21 protein-coding genes and 1 tRNA gene are annotated in these 17,340 nt (G+C 58.2%); 10 read left to right on the forward strand and 12 right to left on the reverse strand.

Annotated elements, in window-relative coordinates:
• Positions 1-29: 29 nt before the first annotated feature.
• The 3 genes from FZX09_RS03185 to FZX09_RS03195 all read right to left on the reverse strand — a co-directional run bounded on the left by FZX09_RS03185 (position 30) and on the right by FZX09_RS03195 (position 2,651).
• The gene (locus tag FZX09_RS03185) at positions 30-251 is read right to left on the reverse strand and encodes a hypothetical protein (protein ID WP_226399915.1); all 222 of its coding nucleotides are present in this window, start codon (positions 249-251) and stop codon (positions 30-32) included.
• A 69-nt stretch (positions 252-320) separates the two neighbouring features.
• A complete protein-coding gene (locus FZX09_RS03190) occupies positions 321-1,967 on the reverse strand; it encodes a peptide chain release factor 3 (protein ID WP_226399917.1) in 1,647 nt (548 codons plus the stop codon).
• A 6-nt stretch (positions 1,968-1,973) separates the two neighbouring features.
• The gene (locus FZX09_RS03195) at positions 1,974-2,651 is read right to left on the reverse strand and encodes a methyltransferase domain-containing protein (RefSeq protein ID WP_370624163.1); all 678 of its coding nucleotides are present in this window, start codon (positions 2,649-2,651) and stop codon (positions 1,974-1,976) included.
• A gap of 121 nt (positions 2,652-2,772) precedes the next feature.
• Here FZX09_RS03195 and nrdJ point away from each other — a divergent pair, with 121 nt between their 5' ends.
• Both nrdJ and FZX09_RS03205 read left to right on the forward strand, forming a co-directional pair.
• Positions 2,773-5,103, forward strand: a complete 2,331-nt coding sequence (gene nrdJ / locus FZX09_RS03200) for a ribonucleoside-triphosphate reductase, adenosylcobalamin-dependent (RefSeq protein WP_226399923.1) — start codon at positions 2,773-2,775, stop codon at positions 5,101-5,103.
• A gap of 58 nt (positions 5,104-5,161) precedes the next feature.
• Positions 5,162-5,248: transfer RNA gene (locus tag FZX09_RS03205), tRNA-Ser, on the forward strand.
• Between the two features lie 427 nt (positions 5,249-5,675).
• Here the strand turns inward: FZX09_RS03205 and FZX09_RS03210 are convergent.
• Positions 5,676-6,071, reverse strand: coding sequence for a hypothetical protein (locus FZX09_RS03210; protein ID WP_226399925.1), 396 nt, complete (start codon positions 6,069-6,071; stop codon positions 5,676-5,678).
• Positions 6,072-6,438: 367 nt separating this feature from the next.
• On the opposite strand from FZX09_RS03210, the gene FZX09_RS03215 reads away from it, so the two are divergent.
• Together FZX09_RS03215 and FZX09_RS03220 are read left to right on the forward strand one after the other, a co-directional pair.
• A complete protein-coding gene (locus tag FZX09_RS03215; RefSeq protein WP_226399927.1) occupies positions 6,439-6,675 on the forward strand; it encodes a hypothetical protein in 237 nt (78 codons plus the stop codon).
• Between the two features lie 2 nt (positions 6,676-6,677).
• Positions 6,678-7,094, forward strand: a complete 417-nt coding sequence (locus tag FZX09_RS03220; RefSeq protein ID WP_370624164.1) for a hypothetical protein — start codon at positions 6,678-6,680, stop codon at positions 7,092-7,094.
• Here FZX09_RS03220 and FZX09_RS03225 read toward each other — a convergent pair.
• The 4 genes from FZX09_RS03225 to FZX09_RS03240 form a co-directional block, all read right to left on the reverse strand.
• On the reverse strand, positions 7,078-7,545 hold the full coding sequence (locus tag FZX09_RS03225; protein ID WP_226399931.1) for an HIT family protein: 468 nt from the start codon (positions 7,543-7,545) through the stop codon (positions 7,078-7,080). The genes FZX09_RS03220 and FZX09_RS03225 overlap by 17 nt on opposite strands.
• Positions 7,542-7,829 (reverse strand): hypothetical protein, encoded by a 288-nt coding sequence (locus FZX09_RS03230; protein WP_226400347.1) that lies wholly within the window; start codon positions 7,827-7,829, stop codon positions 7,542-7,544. The genes FZX09_RS03225 and FZX09_RS03230 overlap by 4 nt, the downstream gene beginning before the upstream one ends.
• 69 nt (positions 7,830-7,898) lie before the next feature.
• Positions 7,899-8,594 carry an SDR family NAD(P)-dependent oxidoreductase gene (locus FZX09_RS03235; RefSeq protein WP_226399933.1) on the reverse strand — a complete coding sequence of 232 codons (696 nt, stop codon included), beginning with the start codon at positions 8,592-8,594 and terminating at the stop codon, positions 7,899-7,901.
• A complete protein-coding gene (locus tag FZX09_RS03240; protein ID WP_226399935.1) occupies positions 8,594-9,136 on the reverse strand; it encodes a TIGR00730 family Rossman fold protein in 543 nt (180 codons plus the stop codon). Before FZX09_RS03240 ends, FZX09_RS03235 begins: the two co-directional genes overlap by 1 nt.
• Positions 9,137-9,228: 92 nt before the next feature.
• On the opposite strand from FZX09_RS03240, the gene FZX09_RS03245 reads away from it, so the two are divergent.
• Together FZX09_RS03245 and FZX09_RS03250 are read left to right on the forward strand one after the other, a co-directional pair.
• The gene (locus FZX09_RS03245; protein ID WP_226399937.1) at positions 9,229-10,035 is read left to right on the forward strand and encodes an SdiA-regulated domain-containing protein; all 807 of its coding nucleotides are present in this window, start codon (positions 9,229-9,231) and stop codon (positions 10,033-10,035) included.
• Positions 10,022-10,987, forward strand: a complete 966-nt coding sequence (locus FZX09_RS03250) for an SDR family NAD(P)-dependent oxidoreductase (protein WP_226399939.1) — start codon at positions 10,022-10,024, stop codon at positions 10,985-10,987. Before FZX09_RS03245 ends, FZX09_RS03250 begins: the two co-directional genes overlap by 14 nt.
• 15 nt (positions 10,988-11,002) lie before the next feature.
• Here the strand turns inward: FZX09_RS03250 and FZX09_RS12015 are convergent, their stop codons facing one another.
• Together FZX09_RS12015 and FZX09_RS12020 are read right to left on the reverse strand one after the other, a co-directional pair.
• Positions 11,003-11,488, reverse strand: coding sequence for a hypothetical protein (locus tag FZX09_RS12015; protein ID WP_370624165.1), 486 nt, complete (start codon positions 11,486-11,488; stop codon positions 11,003-11,005).
• Positions 11,467-12,105, reverse strand: coding sequence for a TIGR00341 family protein (locus tag FZX09_RS12020; RefSeq protein ID WP_370624166.1), 639 nt, complete (start codon positions 12,103-12,105; stop codon positions 11,467-11,469). Before FZX09_RS12020 ends, FZX09_RS12015 begins: the two co-directional genes overlap by 22 nt.
• A gap of 86 nt (positions 12,106-12,191) precedes the next feature.
• On the opposite strand from FZX09_RS12020, the gene FZX09_RS03260 reads away from it, so the two are divergent.
• A complete protein-coding gene (locus tag FZX09_RS03260) occupies positions 12,192-13,058 on the forward strand; it encodes a DMT family transporter (protein ID WP_226399940.1) in 867 nt (288 codons plus the stop codon).
• On the opposite strand, the gene cobW is transcribed toward FZX09_RS03260, so the two are convergent.
• Positions 12,995-14,131: a cobalamin biosynthesis protein CobW gene (gene cobW, locus FZX09_RS03265; RefSeq protein WP_226399951.1), complete on the reverse strand. Its 1,137-nt coding sequence runs from the start codon at positions 14,129-14,131 to the stop codon at positions 12,995-12,997. The genes FZX09_RS03260 and cobW overlap by 64 nt on opposite strands.
• Positions 14,132-14,136: 5 nt before the next feature.
• Entirely contained in the window at positions 14,137-14,646 is a 510-nt protein-coding gene (locus tag FZX09_RS03270; RefSeq protein ID WP_226400348.1) for a pentapeptide repeat-containing protein, read from the reverse strand.
• A gap of 55 nt (positions 14,647-14,701) precedes the next feature.
• Here FZX09_RS03270 and FZX09_RS03275 point away from each other — a divergent pair, with 55 nt between their 5' ends.
• Genes FZX09_RS03275 through ilvD form a run of 3 tightly spaced genes read left to right on the forward strand, consistent with a single transcriptional unit; the run spans position 14,702 to position 17,340 of the window.
• Positions 14,702-15,307 (forward strand): uracil phosphoribosyltransferase, encoded by a 606-nt coding sequence (locus FZX09_RS03275; protein WP_226399953.1) that lies wholly within the window; start codon positions 14,702-14,704, stop codon positions 15,305-15,307.
• Positions 15,308-15,343: 36 nt separating this feature from the next.
• Complete coding sequence (locus tag FZX09_RS03280; protein ID WP_226399955.1) at positions 15,344-15,622, forward strand: hypothetical protein; 279 nt, start codon at positions 15,344-15,346, stop codon at positions 15,620-15,622.
• A 44-nt stretch (positions 15,623-15,666) separates the two neighbouring features.
• The gene (ilvD, locus tag FZX09_RS03285) at positions 15,667-17,340 is read left to right on the forward strand and encodes a dihydroxy-acid dehydratase (RefSeq protein WP_226399957.1); all 1,674 of its coding nucleotides are present in this window, start codon (positions 15,667-15,669) and stop codon (positions 17,338-17,340) included.

The raw sequence follows: 17,340 nt of genomic DNA on the forward strand, positions 1-17,340 counted from the left end.
GGTCGTTTGATGAGCGTATCGGGGCCTGTTCAGAAGAGGGGTGCACCGTGACGAAAACCCTCGCTTCGCTGGAGCCTGCTGCGACAGCTCAGCGCATCCATCCTGTTCATCCAAGAGCGTCGTTTAATCAGCGGCATCTGCGGAGGAAAGTGGTAGCCCTCGAGCATTTCCACTGATTCGTCATCACCACGAAAACACACGTATTCGGTGCCGCCGTCAGCGTTGTTCTTCAGCAGCCAGAACGTACTCACGAGAGTTGGACGCGCCGGACGATTCTGGCGAGTGAGCCGTTGAGGTGTGGATGAAGAGATCAGCTCTGTTCAAAGACTGATCGGCTCCACTCCACTCACCACGGGGGCAACACTGCTGAGTTCCAGCTCGGGATGGTCCTCTCGGAGCTGATTGAGATTCCACTCGTTTTTGAAAAGCAACACAGGCCGATTCCAGGCATCACGCACGGTCTTGCAGTTGAAGATCCGCCCGACCTTCTCAAGTTCGGCCCAACCACCGCTGATCCAACGGGCAACCTGGAAACCCATGGGCTCAAGGCGGGTTTCAACGCCGTATTCGTTTTCCAGCCTGTGCTGCACCACCTCAAGTTGGAGTTGTCCGACGGCCGCCAGAATTGGATCTCGTTTGCTCTCATCGGTGTCGTAGAGGATCTGCACAGCCCCCTCTTCCCGAAGCTCGTTCACGCCTTTGCGGAAATTCTTGAAGGCTGAAGGGTTGGGGTTGCGTAGCCAACTGAAAATCTCCGGGCTGAAGCAGGGAATGCCTTCGTATTCCACTTTCGAACCCACATAAAGGGTGTCGCCAATGGAAAACATGCCGGGGTTGTTGAGACCGATCACATCACCCGGATAGGCGTCTTCCACCACGGCTCGGTCCTGACCGAACAGCTTTTGAGGACGTGAGAGGCGGATTGCTTTGCCGGTGCGGGCATGCTTCACCGTCATGTCTTTTTCGAAACGGCCGCTGCAGACACGAACGAAGGCCACCCGGTCGCGGTGCCTGGGATCCATGTTGGCCTGAAGCTTGAACACAAAGCCGCTGAACCCTTCCCGCAACGGGTCCACCAGACCTTGGCTGCTGGATCGGGCAATCGGCCGCTGCGCCATCTCGAGGAAGGCATCCAGGAACGGACGGACCCCGAAGTTGGTCATCGCCGAGCCAAAGAACACCGGGGTGAGCTCGCCGGCATGAACCATCTCGATGTCCAGTTCGGCGCCTGCTGCTTCCAGGAACTCCATTTCTTCAACGGCCAGATCCAAAAGGTCCTCTTCCACCAACTCCCGCAGGGCTGGGTCGTCCAGGGAGAGGCGCTGCTCACTGGCCTGTTTGCCGCGTTCAGCACGGCTGAATAAAACCACCTCCTTTCTGCGGCGATCGATCACGCCACGGAATTGCTCACCACTGCCGATGGGCCAGTTCACGGCCCAGGGGGTAAGGCCGAGTTCCGACTCGATTTCATCGAGCAGGGTCAGCGGTTCTCGCCCCGGGCGGTCCATCTTGTTGATGAAGGTGAAGATCGGGATCTCACGCATGCGGCAGACCTCGAACAGCTTTCGGGTCTGCGGCTCAAGACCCTTCGCTGCGTCCTCAAGCATCACGGCGTTGTCAGCCGCTGCCAGCGTTCGATAGGTGTCTTCGGAAAAATCCTGGTGACCTGGCGTGTCCAGAAGATTGATCGTTGTGACGCCGTAATCGAACTGCAGCACCGTTGAGGTAATCGAGATCCCCCGTTGCTTTTCAAGCTCCATCCAGTCGGAGGTCACCTTGCGCTGCTCACCCCGCGCTTTCACCGCACCGGCCTGCTGAATGGCACCGCCATAGAGCAGCAACTTCTCGGTCAGAGTTGTTTTTCCCGCGTCTGGGTGAGAAATGATCGCAAAGTTGCGACGGCGATCCACCGCCGAGGCCAAAACTTGGGCCAGATCACCATCAGTGGTCGCTTGACTGCCGCTCATCGGATTTCAGGACTTCACCAAGCCTGACACCACCAGATAACGGTCGTCCTCCACTGACACCGTCAATTGGTTGAGCCCCAGCTTGTGCAGCTCCTCAGTCACTTCCTGAGGTTCAAAGGCCGCAGCCAACGAAGCAGCGAAGTCGTGCTGCAACACCTCTGGCGCCAATGGCAGATGTTTGAGCAGCAGCTGTTGAACCTCAGCATCGGAGTCCGGACGCCGCAGATCCCGATGCAACGTGCGACAACCCGGTGCTGCTAAAGCTCGACTGACCGTCCAAAGCAGATCGGGTTGGTGCAGGTGATGCAAAAGGCTATTGCTAACGACCAGATCGGCCTGACCGATTAGAGGACCTCCAAGAACCTCCTGAAGGGTCTGACAGTGGAATGAAATCTCCAGCTGCTGCTGCTGAGCCCGCCCCCTAGCCAGGGCCAACATCGATTCGGCACCGTCAATGCCGATAATCCGAGCCTCGGGGAAGTGTCCGGCCAACAGAAGAGTGATGTTTCCCGGGCCACAGCCCAGATCCACCACCAGTGGATCAGACGGCAATGGTGATGTGTTGAAGAGGAGGCGCTGTATCGCCTCGATGGTTGCTTGATCGCCGGAACTGAAGTCAGCAGCGGCATAGGCCTGCACCTGCGCATCGCCGTTCATCAACTCAGGCTCCAGCCGCCGCTGCATCATTCACTGCCGATTTGGAACTCAGTTTGAAGGGGACACTGTTGATGGTGGTGAAGAGACCTTGCTGCCCCCATCTGTGGCGTTAGGGTTTCGATACTTGTCCTTCGCCCACGTACCGCACGTGACCCTCACTCCAAATCGTGTGGAGACCTCTGCGGGATCTGTCGCCGGGTTCGGCGCCTTCCCCGCAACTGCTCCTGCTGCCAACCCGGTCTTCTATCGCACCTACAGCCGCAAAACCCCAAGCGGCCGTGAGAGCTGGAACCAGGTGGGTGCGCGAAACCTGGAAGGTCTGCGTCAACTGGGCAACCTCAACGACGCGGAAGTGGCCCTGCTGGCTCGCATGCAGGCCGAGAAAAAAGCTCTTCCCTCAGGTCGTTGGCTCTGGATCGGTGGCACACGCTGGATCGAACAGCCCGAAAACTTCTCCGGCTCCTACAACTGCACGTCCACCAACCTCGTGGATTGGCATGCCTTCGGTCTGATGATGGATCTGGCAATGATGGGCTGTGGCACCGGCGCCATCATCGAGCCGCACCTGATCGACAGGCTTCCTGTGGTGCGCAACACCTTTGAAGTCCTCAGCGTTAGCGACATCGGCATCACTCCTGCGTCTGAGCGCCAGGACGACTGCACCCACAGCATTGACGGCAACAAAGTGACCATCAAGGTGGGTGACACCCGCCGTGGCTGGGTGGACAGCTACCAGCTGATGCTCCAGCTCAGCAGCGATGAACGGTTCAATGGCGATCCAATTCAGATCGAGGTGGACCTCAGCGATGTGCGGCCTGTTGGTGAAACCCTGAAAGGTTTCGGCGGGATGGCAAACCCCGTCAAGTTGAAGGATCTCTACGGTCGCGTTGCTCGGCTACTGAACAAGGCCCAGGGCCGTCGGCTCACCTCGGTGGAGTGCTGTCTGCTGATCGACGAAGCCGCCGTCACGATCGTTGCCGGAAACATCCGTCGCAGCGCCGGCATGCGCCAGTTCGCCGCAGACGACCAGGCCGCTGCGTCCTCCAAGGACAACCTCTGGCAGCAAGACGAGGAGGGCAACTGGAGGATCGATCCCGAGCGTGATGCTCTGCGGATGGCCAACCACACCCGTGTGTACCACACCCGTCCCAGCAAGGACGTTGTGCACGCAGCGGTGACCAAACAGTTCCACTCCGGTGAAGGTGCGATCCAGTTTGCTCCCGAAGCGATCGCTCGCTCCAATGCCGATCTGCTCACCACCCCTGAACTGCGCACGGAGTTCATTGAGATCTACTGCGACCAGGGTCGCGAGGAAGCGGGTCGCTGGTTGTCCGACAACCATGGCCCCATCGACGCCAACGAGCTGGAGCACCGCCTCAGCCGTTACGGCTTGAATCCCTGCGGCGAGATCCTGGGTGCCGATTTCCACTGCAATCTGGCTGAGGTGCATCTCAACCAGATCGACCCCAGCGACGAGGAGGGGCAGGCCGATGCTTTCCGTGCAGGCGCCCTGTCGGTTGCTTGTTTGCTCAACCATCGTTTCGAAGTTGAGCGCTACCGCCAGAGCCGCGAGTGGGATCCGATCGTGGGCGTCAGCTTCACCGGTCTGTTCGACTTCTTTGTGCACGCCTTCGGAACGGATTGGCTGCGTTGGTGGGAAGCCGGCCGGCCTGAAACCGAGGCGGGTCTGCGCTTCAAGGAGCAGGAAGCCGCTTACCTGAGTCGGTGGAAGGAGATCGTCAATCAAACGGTCTCGGACTACTGCGACCGCCAGGGTCTGCGTCGCCCCAACCGCTGCACCACTGTTCAACCTGCAGGCACCAAGAGCCTTCTCACCGGCGCCGCACCTGGTTGGCATCCCCCCAAAGCCCAGCGCTTCATCCGCAGGATCACCTTCCGCAAGAACGACCCCGTGGCCATGGCCTGCATGGATTACGGTTACACCATCGTTCCCTCCCAGTCCGACAAGGATGAGGAAGGCCGCCTGCTGAATGATCCCTTCGATCCCCGGTGCACCGAATGGCTGGTGGAGATCCCCACCGAGGTGAGCTGGGCCAACCTCCCTGGTGCTGATGCTGTTGACATCAACGGCTTCAGTGCCATGGCGCAATTCGACTTCTACATGCAGGTGCAGCGTCACTACACCGCCCACAACACCTCCGCCACGATCGAATTCCGCGAGCACGAAATCGAACCTTTGGCTGATGCTCTGCATCAAGCCATGGAGAAGGGCGAGGGGTACATCTCTGCGGCGCTTCTAGCCCGCTTCGATGCCAATGCCACCTTCCCCCGCCTGCCCTTCGAGCCGATCGATTCAGCTACCTACGAAGAGCTCCAATCCGCTGTGGTGAAGCGTCGCGTTAGCACTGATTTCTTTGAAGCACTGCAGCGTTACGACCAGGGTGAGCTGACCGAAGCCGGCCCTGCTGGTTGTGATTCCGACAAGTGTCTGCTGCCTCTGGCCAAGCCAAAAAACTGAGCTGGGATCACGTCCCGATACAGTTGCCAGGTGTCCCGCGGGGCACCTGGCACCCTCTGGAGAGGTGGTCGAGTGGTTTATGGCTCTGGTCTTGAAAACCAGCGTGTCTTCACGGGCACCGTGGGTTCGAATCCCACCCTCTCCGTTTTCTCACTAAAAAGGCGACCTCAAGGTCCACCACTTTTCAAATAGATCAAACAATGTTGTGTGGCCGACGGTGATGCATCACCGGAGCGATTCGACCACGTCTGTACATTGACGGACGAATCCGTTCATCGGGATACACAGCCAGATTCCTTAAGAAAGAAACGGATTTGGCCACCACCAAAGTGAGGGCCAAATACCGACGCGTCGGACATCGCTCTGCCCGGCTTCCAAGCCCAATTACCGACTTGGTGACATCACTATGGGACGAATCGTTCGGAGTTTTGAAGGGGCTGTGCTCGATTTCATGACATCCACAAATCGCTTCCGAGACTCAAAATAATTCCTGCCTGGACGCCCTGCATCGAACTCTGGAATCGGAAGGCCCATCCCTCAAAGATCGAGGTTATTGGCGAGTCGAAACACGATCAGCCCGGCTGCGCAGGGACCTCGATGCTGCTGCCGTCGAACTCGAAGATATAAGCCGATTCCTCAGCAACGAGTTCACGTATCTCCTGGCGGGGGACATAAAGCAGATCCGTCTCGCCAGCCATACAGGCATCTGCATGGCTGCAGTAGTAACAGGCATAGCCATAACAAGGTTTGCTGACCCTGTGGTCTTGCTCAATCCCATGTTCTTCCATCAAGGAGCGCACAAGGCGGCAACAAAAGTGTTGCTTCTGGATTTGCATCAACGCAAAATCACGCAGCACATCTTGCATACTTCGATTCAACGAAGCGAAGTATGTCTTCAGTAGAGTGTGCTCCGATTCAGACAACCTGACGTTGACCACCTTGTCAGCTTGAACAGAAGTAGTGCCCATCAACTATCCCTATCACAGTTTCGTCTTATCCACATTGATGCGAATTTTGCATAAAAGAGGCTTGACCTGGGACATTTAAAGTCGACACCGCGAATTACCGAGTCAGCAAGACGGGGAGTCCATGGAACGGCTGAATTGACAACACAAAGACACAACAATTGCAGCCAGATCAGCAAAGCCTGATGCTCAAGAGACGGGGTCCACGGACCGAGCGCCATTGCGCCAGCCATTGAAATCGCTCAGCACGGCCAAGAAGCACTGCCAAGCGACTGTGCATCAACCACAAAAAACTTCCCCTGAGATACCCAGCAGTTGCTCTCGGGTACCTGCGGAGCTACTTTATAGTTGCTACGGCTGCACACGGGCCATGATCAAAACCTCCACCCGCGAAACCCAGGTCAAGCTCACGGTCTCCGTTCCCCCAAGCCTTCATGTGCTGCTTCGCAGTTGGGCCCTGTGCGAAGGGCGTGAGCTCACCAGTGTTGTGCTCCAGTGCGTAGAGCTCTCGGTGCGCCAGCTCAAGAGCAATGGCTCCATACCCAACGCAGCCATCCGCGCCTACGAGGGTGCCTGTGATGAGCGTTTGGCCGTGGGAGGGTTTTGATTGTGCAGCTTGAACAGATCGAACAAGCGCTCCAGGCACCGGTGATGGATGCCGTGATTGCCCTGAGTGAACGGGTTCAAACCCTTGAAGACAATCCCAGAGGAAGGATCTACACCGCCTATCGCGCCATTGATCAGACCCTCTCCCTGGGGTATTCCAACAACATCGATGCAATCAGCGAACAGCTTCGTGAACGCGACTTTGCGATGGTCGCGAGCCGGCGAGGTACACGCCGGGAGCAGAGGTTGCTGCTGCTCACCCTCAAAGAGATCGGAATTGCCAACAGCTACAGCGAGAACTGCTTCAGCGCATCGTCGAACACGTTGAGCCATCTCAGGCACCTCGGCTGGCCCTTGGGCAACCTTTTGCAAAACGCCGACGTCACCAAGACGCGCAAACGCTTCAACCCGGGTCGCTGATCAACGATCGACAGCGTTGCACCATCGCTGCCACAACAGCAGGATCAGCAGAGGCTCGAGCTCCACGGTCCATGTCCCGGTACAAGTCGGCAATCGCCCAGGCCTTGGAGGCCGGTTCATTCAGATGGCGCGGGATCAGATGCAGATGAAGGTGCTGAGCTCCCTCACCAAAGGCAATTGCATACACGCGTTCGCATTCGGTGATTTGCTTCACGAGACGACTCGCATCGCAGACAGCGCGAACCCAATCAGAAGCCTCGGCCGCCGTGAAATCCGCGGGGCCGGAACAGTGCCTCAGTGAATCCAACAGCAGCCAACCAGGGAGAGGTGCTGGGTCGGTGTGATGGCTCAAGACCCAAAGCTCCGATCGCCGAATCTCATAACGCTCTCGAGCTGCAGGGTCGGCGTGCAGCTGACAGATGGCACAGTTTTCCACGAGAGGCTTGTTCAACGGCGCACGGCACCACGACCATTGCCGATCAAGCCGAAGTCGATGATCACTCCGATCAACACCACCAACAATCCGCTAAGAGAAGACACTCCTCCAAACGACGTGACAGCCCAGCAATACCCAAGGGTTGTGGTGGGAAGGAACAGCAAGCCAAGAACAGGAAGCACTGGGTTTGGAACACTGGTGCCACTGAAGGGCTGAAGGACGAAGCTGCTGTTGATCAACCACATCAGCACCAAAACAAGGCGTGGGGCAAGCAAGCCAATCGCCGCCAGAAGACACAACGCAGGGCAGGGAGGCTTAGTCATCCATAGCGACGTCCTCTGGAGGCGACATCGTCATGGCGAGAAAACTCATGTTTCGAGCGAACAATTCATCAACAACTCGAACGGAACGGCAGCGTTCGGCATCGACAACAAACTGCTGGAAAGAGAAGCAATATCCTCGGGTTGGGTCATTGCGGCAGGCTCAACAGCCTTCACCGAACAAGCCATATCGGTATTGACCCAACTGGGACAGATGGCGGTCACCCGAATCCCCTTGTCCCACCCTTCATTACGCATGCTCTGACAGAGCCCCATCAAGGCGAATTTGCTCACGGGGTAGCCCGCCATCCGACCTTTGACGCGTTTGCCACTCATCGACACCAGCACCTGGATTCGTCCATAGCCACTGGTCACCAGATGCGGCCATGCCGCACGGGTCAGCCACCAGGGCCCCTTCACGTTGATCGCCCAGAGTTCATCAAGCTGCTGCTCTTCACCATCCGCAAACAACAGCGGTGTTCGATGCAAAATCCCTGAGCAGTGGATCACGGTGTCGAGGGCACCCCAGTGACGAACGGTGCTGTCAACCCATGCTTCAACACTGGCTGGATCGCTGGCGTCGTAGGCGTGATGCAACACCGTCTCGACGTCCAGATCTGTTCCCCTTAGAGCCTGCGAATCCCGCAGACCAAGGCTGAGGCGGTGACCATCCTTGAGCAAACGTCTGGCAATGGAACGCCCGATGCCACGACTGGCTCCGGTGAGCAAAACCGTGCGTTGCATCAGGACGGGTTGAGAAGTCGGTCGATCAGCAATTCTGGCGTTGTTGCATCCAGGAGGAGCTGGCGATTTCGCTCCGAGAGAAAGCCCGTCGAAACGCTTTGATCCAAAAAGCTCAGCAACGCATCGAAGTATCCATCGAGGTTGAGCATGCCGATCGGCTTGGCATGAAAACGAAGCTGAGCCCAGGTCAAAGCTTCAAACAACTCGTCGAGGGTTCCCAGCCCCCCGGGCATGGCCACGGCTGCATCGGCCAGATCGAGCATCCGCGCTTTGCGCTCGTGCATCGATCCCACAACCTCGAGATGGGTCAAACCGGCGTGCACCACTTCATCCTGTGTTAACGCATCGGGGATCACCCCGATCACCTCCCCTCCAGCCGCCAATGCGGCATCAGCAACAGCGCCCATCAAGCCAATGCGAGCTCCGCCGTAAACCAGGGCCATGCCCCTGGAGGCGATCAGGTCACCCAGCTCAGTGGCAGCAAGCTTGAACAGGCTCGAGTCGCCACTCGAGGAGCCGCAATACACAGCGATCCGATTCATGACGCCTCGCTGTGATCCATTCATCCTCACCTGCGATGGCTGGTAAAAACGAGCCAAGCCCCGAGAATCACCAGGAACGGGTCCCTGTGAGGATGACCTCGATGCGCCTTGAGCTGCTGAGCCATCATCGGATTCGTGACCCAGGCCTCGGCCTGAATGAGCCATCCGGACTGACATTGAGCAGGGATGGCTCGGCGCTATACACCATCAGTGATGACACCAAGGCGATTTTTCGTCTGGATCTCCATGGCAGGGTGTCGGTGGGCGACTCGTTCTTCATCGGCCTCGACGACTTGGAAGGCATCGCCATCCGTGGCGATGACAACGAGCTGCTCGTGGTGCAGGAGCAGAGCAATTCTGTGGTGGTGGTGGATCTGAAAAGCAGGAAGGAACGCTATCGACGTCCCCTGTCAGCGATGACCAACTACGACACGATTGCGCACCACTTCCCAGACCCTCCAGACAACAACGGATTGGAGGGCATCACAGTGAACACCAAGAACAACCACGTAGTTGTGGTCAAAGAGCAGCAGCCCGGTCTGCTGATCGAACTGGATTCCTCACTCACGACAATCCTCTCCACAAGAATGCTGCAGCCCAGCCAAGGGTTCGTCCATCCCGAACTGAAGGCCGAGCAGCTTGATTTCTCGGGCCTGAGCTACGACAGCAGAAGCGACACCCTCTGGATTGTCAGCGACAAGGGGCGGTGCCTGTTCCAATACGACTGGGCAGGCGACACTGTTATCCAGCGCCTCGATCTCACCATCAGCACGGGAGATAAGCCAAAGCGGATCCGCAAACCGGAGGGTGTTGCCTTCGATCCCGGGCGGAACAGGATGTACGTGGTGAGCGATCGAGACGCTGATCTCTACGTGTTCAAACTCCATGACGACTGCTGAACAGCGCCGCGTTCTGATCACCGGTGTCAGCAGCGGCATTGGCCTTGAAGCGGCAAAAATTCTTCTGACCCGTGGTGATGCACTCACAATTGTTTGCCGCAATGCAGAACGGGCCGAGCTAACCCGCAAGGCTCTGTCGGATTCCGTTGATACCTGCATTGCCGATCTGGCGGACCTTGCGTCTGTGGCCAAGGCGATCGAACAACTCCGCTATCACGAGATGCCATTCGATGCACTGGTGCTCAATGCCGGGTTGCAATACGCCGGCTACAGCTCCCCCCGTTGGAGTGCACAGGGCATTGAACTCACCTTTGCGGTAAACCACCTGGCCCATCAACTTCTGGCTGAAGGATTGATGGAGCAAACCAAAGCCATCGTGATCACCGCCTCTGAGGTGCACAATCCAGCCACCGGCGGAGGACGGGTTGGCCAACCTGCAGGGCTGGGCGCGCTGCAGGGGCTGCGCCAGGGGCCCGGGGCGTCAATGGTGGACGGAGAAAGTCCGTTCAATGCAGACAAGGCCTACAAAGACAGCAAGCTCTGCAATCTGCTGATGGCCCTGCAGATCCACCAGCAGCATGAGGATTTGCCTGTCGTGGCCTGGAGTCCGGGGCTGGTGATTCCACGCACATCAGAGGGCTTTTTCAGAAACAGTCGCCAAGCCAATCCACTTGGGCAGGCCTTGTTTGGCTTTGTTGCCCGAGATGTTCTGAGACTGACGGAGAGCGTTGAGCGAGCTGGAGAACTGCTTGTGAAGCTCATCAATGAACAGCTTCACCAGCCAGGCTTCAGCTATTGGAGCAATGGCCTGTTGGGCCCTGGACGGCATCATTTCAAACCAACGGAGCCATCCGAGGAAGCGAATGACAGTGAGAAAGCGACGATGCTCTGGACGTTGTCACGCGAGCTGATTAACTCCGTGCTGACGCCATCAGACAGGCTCTCAAAGTGATCCCTAAAAACCCAACTATTGTTTAATCAACCTCAGACTATTAAACTTATAAAGACGATTGGGAATCACCCTGACGTTCACGTCAAGATCCTTCAAGCCAAAGTCTTTAACTCGTCCCTGCATTTTCTGATAAAAGTCGTCCATAAACGATTGATTTAGAAAAACTTCGTGTGCATTCAAAACAAGATCAAGTCTTGCTTTGTTATTGACGACTATCACATTGCTGCACATCAGTCGAACCTTCGACCAAAATCTTGGGTTACTTTGGGCAATAGCTACACGTTTCAATTGGCCTGCCTTAAAGCGACCAAACACGGCATCCATCTCCTGCCGGACGCTGAAGTCATGCAAGGCCGATGACAGCGGAATGCTCAGCAAGCCGAGTAATCCAAGCCAAATCAAAAGATTGCGCCAACACCTGCGGATTGAACCGTAACGCTTCACCAAAAACACCACAAGGCTGGTGAAAGTGATTCCGATCAGGTTCGCCAGAAAGAGCAAAATGATCCCTCCGCGATCTCATTGGTGAGGCCCGCCACTGTTCCTCGCCCAAACACTGCCAACATTTCCGAGCCAAGGGTGATGCCGATGCCGCTGACGCAAAGCGGTGGAACCAAGGCGACAGCAATCGCCACACCAGCGATTGAATTCGACAAGTGCTTGCGCGTCATCGAGAACGAACCGGCAACAGCCGCTGCAATGGCGATGCCGAGATCAATCAGATTCGGAGACGTGCGTCCGGTGATCTCCGACTGCACATGGCTGATGCCGAGCCCCCAACTGAGCAACGATGCGGTTCCAATCACCGCCAACACGCCAAAGCCAACTGTGACGGCAGAACGTCGGATCAATTTCCCGTCACTGACCGCCAAGCCAAAGGCCAAGCTGAGGATGGGATCCATCAATGGGGCAACAATCATGGCCCCGATGACGACCGCTGTGCTGTTGGAGATCAGCCCGAGGGTGGCGATCACTGCAGAACTGATCAGAAGAATGAAGAAGCCAAGCGATGGGTTGGATGATGCGATCCGCGCTTCATAGAGCTCAGTGCGCGGAACGCGACTTTCAAGATGAACAGCCCACTGCCCTGAAAGGCTTTCCAGCAATTGCCTCAGCACCTTGTGCGTCTCCAGGACTCACGTTCCTGAATTGTGCTCAGAGTTCTGAACAGCGCAGCAGACTGCACAACGATCTCCACCAAACAATGACGGGTGTACTGGCGGCCCTCGGAGCGGCCATGGCCTGGACGGGAGCCAGTGCGCTTTGGCGATCGCTATCGGGGCGGATGACGGCGATCCGGCTCAATGCCATGAAAAACGGGCTGGCCAGCCTGCTGTTTCTGCCGGTTCTGCTCACACTTCCACATGACACCGAAATGCAGGTCGTTCTGCTGCTGTTGATCAGCGGCTTGATCGGCATTGCCTTCGGCGACAGCTTTTATCTCGGGGCGCTGCGGCGACTCGGCACCCGACGAACCCTCACTGTGGAAGCCAGCGGACCGGTGCTGGCCAGCATCGCTGGGGTGCTGGTGATGGGGGACAGCTTGGGAGTGAAGAACGGTCTAGGCGCGCTTTTGGTTTCAAGCGCCGTGGTTCTCATTGCTTTGCAGGCGAAAGAAACGAGCCAACGGGAGAAGGGGGCGATCGCTGCTGACCTCGGCCCCGGGCTGCTGTTGGCATTCGCCGCCGTGATCTGTGGACTGAGCGGAGCCTTTCTGGCCCGTCATGTGCTGATCAGCAGCGACCTCACTCCCTTTCAGACGGCAGCCATCAGGCTGCTGGGCGGTTGGCTTGGTCTGATCCCCTTCCTCAACGGAATCTGGAGACAAGCCAGTCTGACGCGGCGGGAGCAATGGAAGCTTGTGATCGCCACCGTGATCGGAACCAACGGGGGCATCTTGTTGCAACAAGTAGTGTTGCAGAGTATGCCCGTTGGAGAAGGGGTGACGCTGATGGCCACGGCGCCAGTGATGGCTCTATTTGTGGGCCGAATGGAAGGAGATCCAATTCAGCTCTCGGGCGTGGCTGCCGCAGTGCTGGCCTTGGCAGGTGTGGCCTGTACCAGCCTCTGAAGAGTGGATTCCACCGCCGAAGCGGCAGCCTTGTTCAAGGCCAACACCACCAGATCAGCACCACAGCCCTGATCGGGACGCCAGGCATGGCTGGGAGCTGCTTCAAACCAGCTGTTCAACCGCGGACCCACCATCTGGATCTGCAACGGAACCGTTTTGCTGGGCAACCAGATACGCCCCTTGAGTCGCACCACCTGGTGATCGCTGACGAGGTTGGGCAACAGATGCTCGAGGGCCTGGCGGTCCAATGCCCCTTCGACGCGAACATTGCTGCCGACCATGTCGACATGGCTGTGGTCGTGATGGTCGTGATGGTCGTGGTCGTGATGGTCGTGGTCGTGATGGTCGTGGTCGTGATGGTCGTGATGGTCGTGGTCGTGCGTGGGCTTGTGCTCAAGACCCAACACAACAGATGTCTCCACCTGTCCCTGAGACACCGGGAGCAGAGCGGTTCCCGGACGGACTTTGCCCTTGATCCGCCCCTGCACCTCAGCCATCGCTGATGCATCAAGGCAATCAGCCCGGCTGATCAAGACCAGATCAGCGGCCTGGAGTTGATCCTCAAACAAGTCATCGATCGCTGTGAGGTGATCGATGCTGGGATCCTCGGCACGTTGCCGCTCCAGCGCCTCAGTATCAGCCACTGGGCTGCCCGCAGCCAAGGCTTCGCCATCCACCAGCGTCACCACACCATTCACATGCACACGGCTGCGGATGGCCGGCCAATCCAAGGCCTGGAGCAGAGGCCGTGGCAAGGCCAGACCGCTTGTCTCAACAACGATCCCATCCAACTGATCCGCCCGTTCCAGCAAGGTCTCCATCGTCGGGAGGAAGTCATCCTGCACCGTGCAGCAGAGGCACCCGTTGTTCAGCTCGACCAGACGGCCATCAACATCCTCCTCGGGACAGAAGCCACAGCTGCGAATCAGATCACCATCAAGCCCAACGCTGCCGAATTCATTGACCATCACGGCCAATCGCTGGCCTCCGCGGGTGAGCAGATGGCGGAGGACCGTCGTTTTTCCTGCCCCGAGAAACCCGGTGATCACGGTCACCGGCAGACGCTTAGCCATGAGGATTAAGGGCGGCAGCCCAGGCTCTCACGGGTTGAGACGCCACTGATCGGGTTGGATCCATCCGCCCGAGCACAGAGAGCCCGCTGTTGGGGCAGATCGATCACAGCATTGGTGAAATCAGCACCGTCGATCTGCGCGTCCGTGAAACGGCTCTGCATCATCATCGCGTTGGTGAAGTTGGCCCCCCGCAGATCTGCGCCCTCGAAGTGGCTGGCAAAGCCAACAACATCGGAGAGATCGGCATCACGAAGATCGGCCCCCTGCAGTTGGGAGGTGTTGATCACAGCTCCGCGCAGGTCAGTGCCGCTGAGATTCACTTCCCGCAAATCGGCCTTGAGAAACTCTTTTTCCTTGAGATCAAGACCGTGCATATCGGCGCTGATCTCCTGAACTGCGAATTGACCACGCAACTCGGGAGCGGTGATGGCCTGCACTGATTCAGCCCAGAAAACGGTGCTGATCGCCAGCGTGATCACCGCAAGCAGTGAGGCCAAACGTCGAAGGGCGCCCATGAGACCGGTAATTTGAGCAATCACGTTATGGCAACTGTCAGCGGAGCGAGTCGATATGGCCATGAGCTTGCGGGTGGTAGTTCCACCCCATCCCCTAATCGGTCATTGGCTGACGATGTTGCGGCACCGGGAAACCCCTGCTGCCCTTTATGCCACCGCCCTGCAGGAGCTGGGCCGGTGGCTCACCTACGAAGCCCTGCGGGACTGGCTGCCCCATCGTCGGGACATGGTGCCCGGAATCGATGGAGACACCGAAGGCACCATCGTTGAGTCGTCGGTTCCGCTGATCGCCATTCCAGTGCTGCCAGCAGGCCTCGAGCTTTGGCAGGGGGGACGATCTGTCCTTCCCGATTCCTCCCTCAGCCTGGGGTCATGCCCAGAGGAAATCGAAGCCAATGCCGGGGTGATTCTGTTTGTTGATCAGATCAGCGATGGCCAATCCACCCTCAAGCTTCTGCAGGAGCTCCAGACCAAAGGTGTGGATGGACGGCGGCTACGAATGATCACTGCCCTTTGTGCCAGTCCTGGACTAAAGCTTTTGGGTGAAGCGATTCCAGACCTAACGCTGCATACCGCCTGTATCGACGAAAGCCTGGGTGAGCAAGGCGAGATTTGTCCGGGAATCGGTGACCCTGTGCGACGGCTGAACTTCAGATCTTGAGGGCGTGACTAACCTTCGATCAGGTTGATTGCACCCATGGCCCAGCAGCACGACACGGGCTCAGGCACCCTGGCAACTCTGGTCACCGGAGCAGTGCTCGGTGCTGCAGGCCTGGCTTGGTGGCTCCTCAATGAGGCTGACAGGCGTAGGCGTTACGGCGCGCAGACGTCGATGTTGCACGCACCGCGGATGCAGGACGGTTCGGAAGTACTGGACAGTTCACCCAACGGGCACCTCGAGGAACGGGTGGAAAAACTCAACGCAGAGATTGCCCGCGTTCGTGCCCAGCTCGAGGGTCTCGGAAGCGAAGGATGAGCGCTCGGTAGGTTGGCTTGATCGCCACTGGTCCGCTCCGTTCCATGCTTCGCTCCGACGCCGTCACCAAGGGGATTCAGCGGTCTCCCAATCGCGCCATGTTGCGGGCCGTTGGCTTTGGAGACAGTGATTTCGGCAAGCCCATCCTGGGCATTGCCAACGGCTACAGCACCATCACTCCCTGCAATGTGGGGCTGAACGACTTGGCCATACGGGCTGAGGAAGCTGCCCGGCAGGCCGGAGGCATGCCACAGATGTTCGGGACCATCACCGTGAGTGATGGAATTTCAATGGGCACCGAAGGGATGAAGTACTCCCTGGTGAGTCGTGAAGTGATTGCTGACGCCATCGAAACGGCCTGCAACGGCCAGAGCATGGATGGGGTGCTGGCAGTCGGAGGCTGCGACAAAAACATGCCTGGCGCCATGCTGGCCATGGCAAGGATGAACATTCCTTCGGTGTTCGTCTACGGCGGCACGATCAAGCCGGGCAAGCTGGGTGGCTGTGATCTCACGGTGGTGAGCGCTTTTGAAGCGGTCGGCCAACTGACCAGCGGCAAGATCGACGAAGAGCAGCTCACCGCAGTTGAAAAAAATGCCTGCCCTGGGGCTGGCAGTTGCGGCGGCATGTTCACCGCTAACACCATGAGCGCCGCCATCGAAACGATGGGTCTCAGCCTTCCCTACAGCTCAACGATGGCTGCGGAGGACGGCGAAAAGGCCGATAGTGCCGCTCTCTCCGCTGAGGTGCTGGTGGAGGCCGTGAAAGCCAACATCCGCCCCCTGGATTTGCTGACCAAGGAAGCCTTTGAGAACGCCATCAGCGTGATCATGGCGGTGGGTGGCTCCACCAATGCGGTGCTGCACCTGCTGGCCATCGCCCGCACGGCCGGCGTCGAGCTGAGCATCGATGACTTCGAACGGATCCGTCAGAGGGTGCCTGTGATCTGTGACCTCAAGCCCAGTGGCCGCTATGTGACCGTTGATCTGCACAACGCCGGCGGCATTCCCCAGGTGATGAAGTTGCTGCTGGATGCCGGGTTGCTGCACGGCGACTGCCGCACGGTTGAGGGCAAGACCCTGAAAGACTTGCTGGCAGACGTGCCGTCAGCCCCCGCCGCCGGGCAGGACGTGATCCGCCCCTTGAGCAACCCCCTTTACGCCAAAGGCCACCTCGCCATCCTCAAGGGCAACCTCGCTTGCGAAGGCAGCGTGGCCAAGATCAGCGGTGTGAAGACCCCGGTGCTCACAGGCCCGGCCAGGGTGTTCGAAAGCGAGGAAGACTGCCTTGCCGCCATCCTCGACAAAAAGATCAAGGCCGGGGATGTGGTGGTGGTCCGCAACGAGGGTCCCGTTGGTGGGCCGGGCATGCGGGAAATGCTGGCTCCCACATCAGCGATCGTGGGTCAAGGCCTTGGGGACAAGGTCGCCCTGATCACCGATGGTCGCTTCAGCGGTGGCACCTATGGCCTGGTGGTAGGTCACGTGGCCCCTGAAGCTGCTGTTGGTGGAACGATCGGCCTGGTTCAAGAGGGCGACAGCATCACCGTTGATGCCGACCAGTTGCTGCTCCAACTCAACGTGGATGAGGTGGAACTGGAGCGCCGCCGGGCGGGTTGGAGCAAGCCGGAACCGCGCTATCGCCATGGAATTCTCGGCAAATACGCACGGCTGGTTTCCAGCTCAAGCCGTGGTGCAACAACCGACCACGCCGATTGA

The organism is Synechococcus sp. MU1643, assembly GCF_020514095.1.
GTDB lineage: Bacteria > Cyanobacteriota > Cyanobacteriia > PCC-6307 > Cyanobiaceae > Parasynechococcus.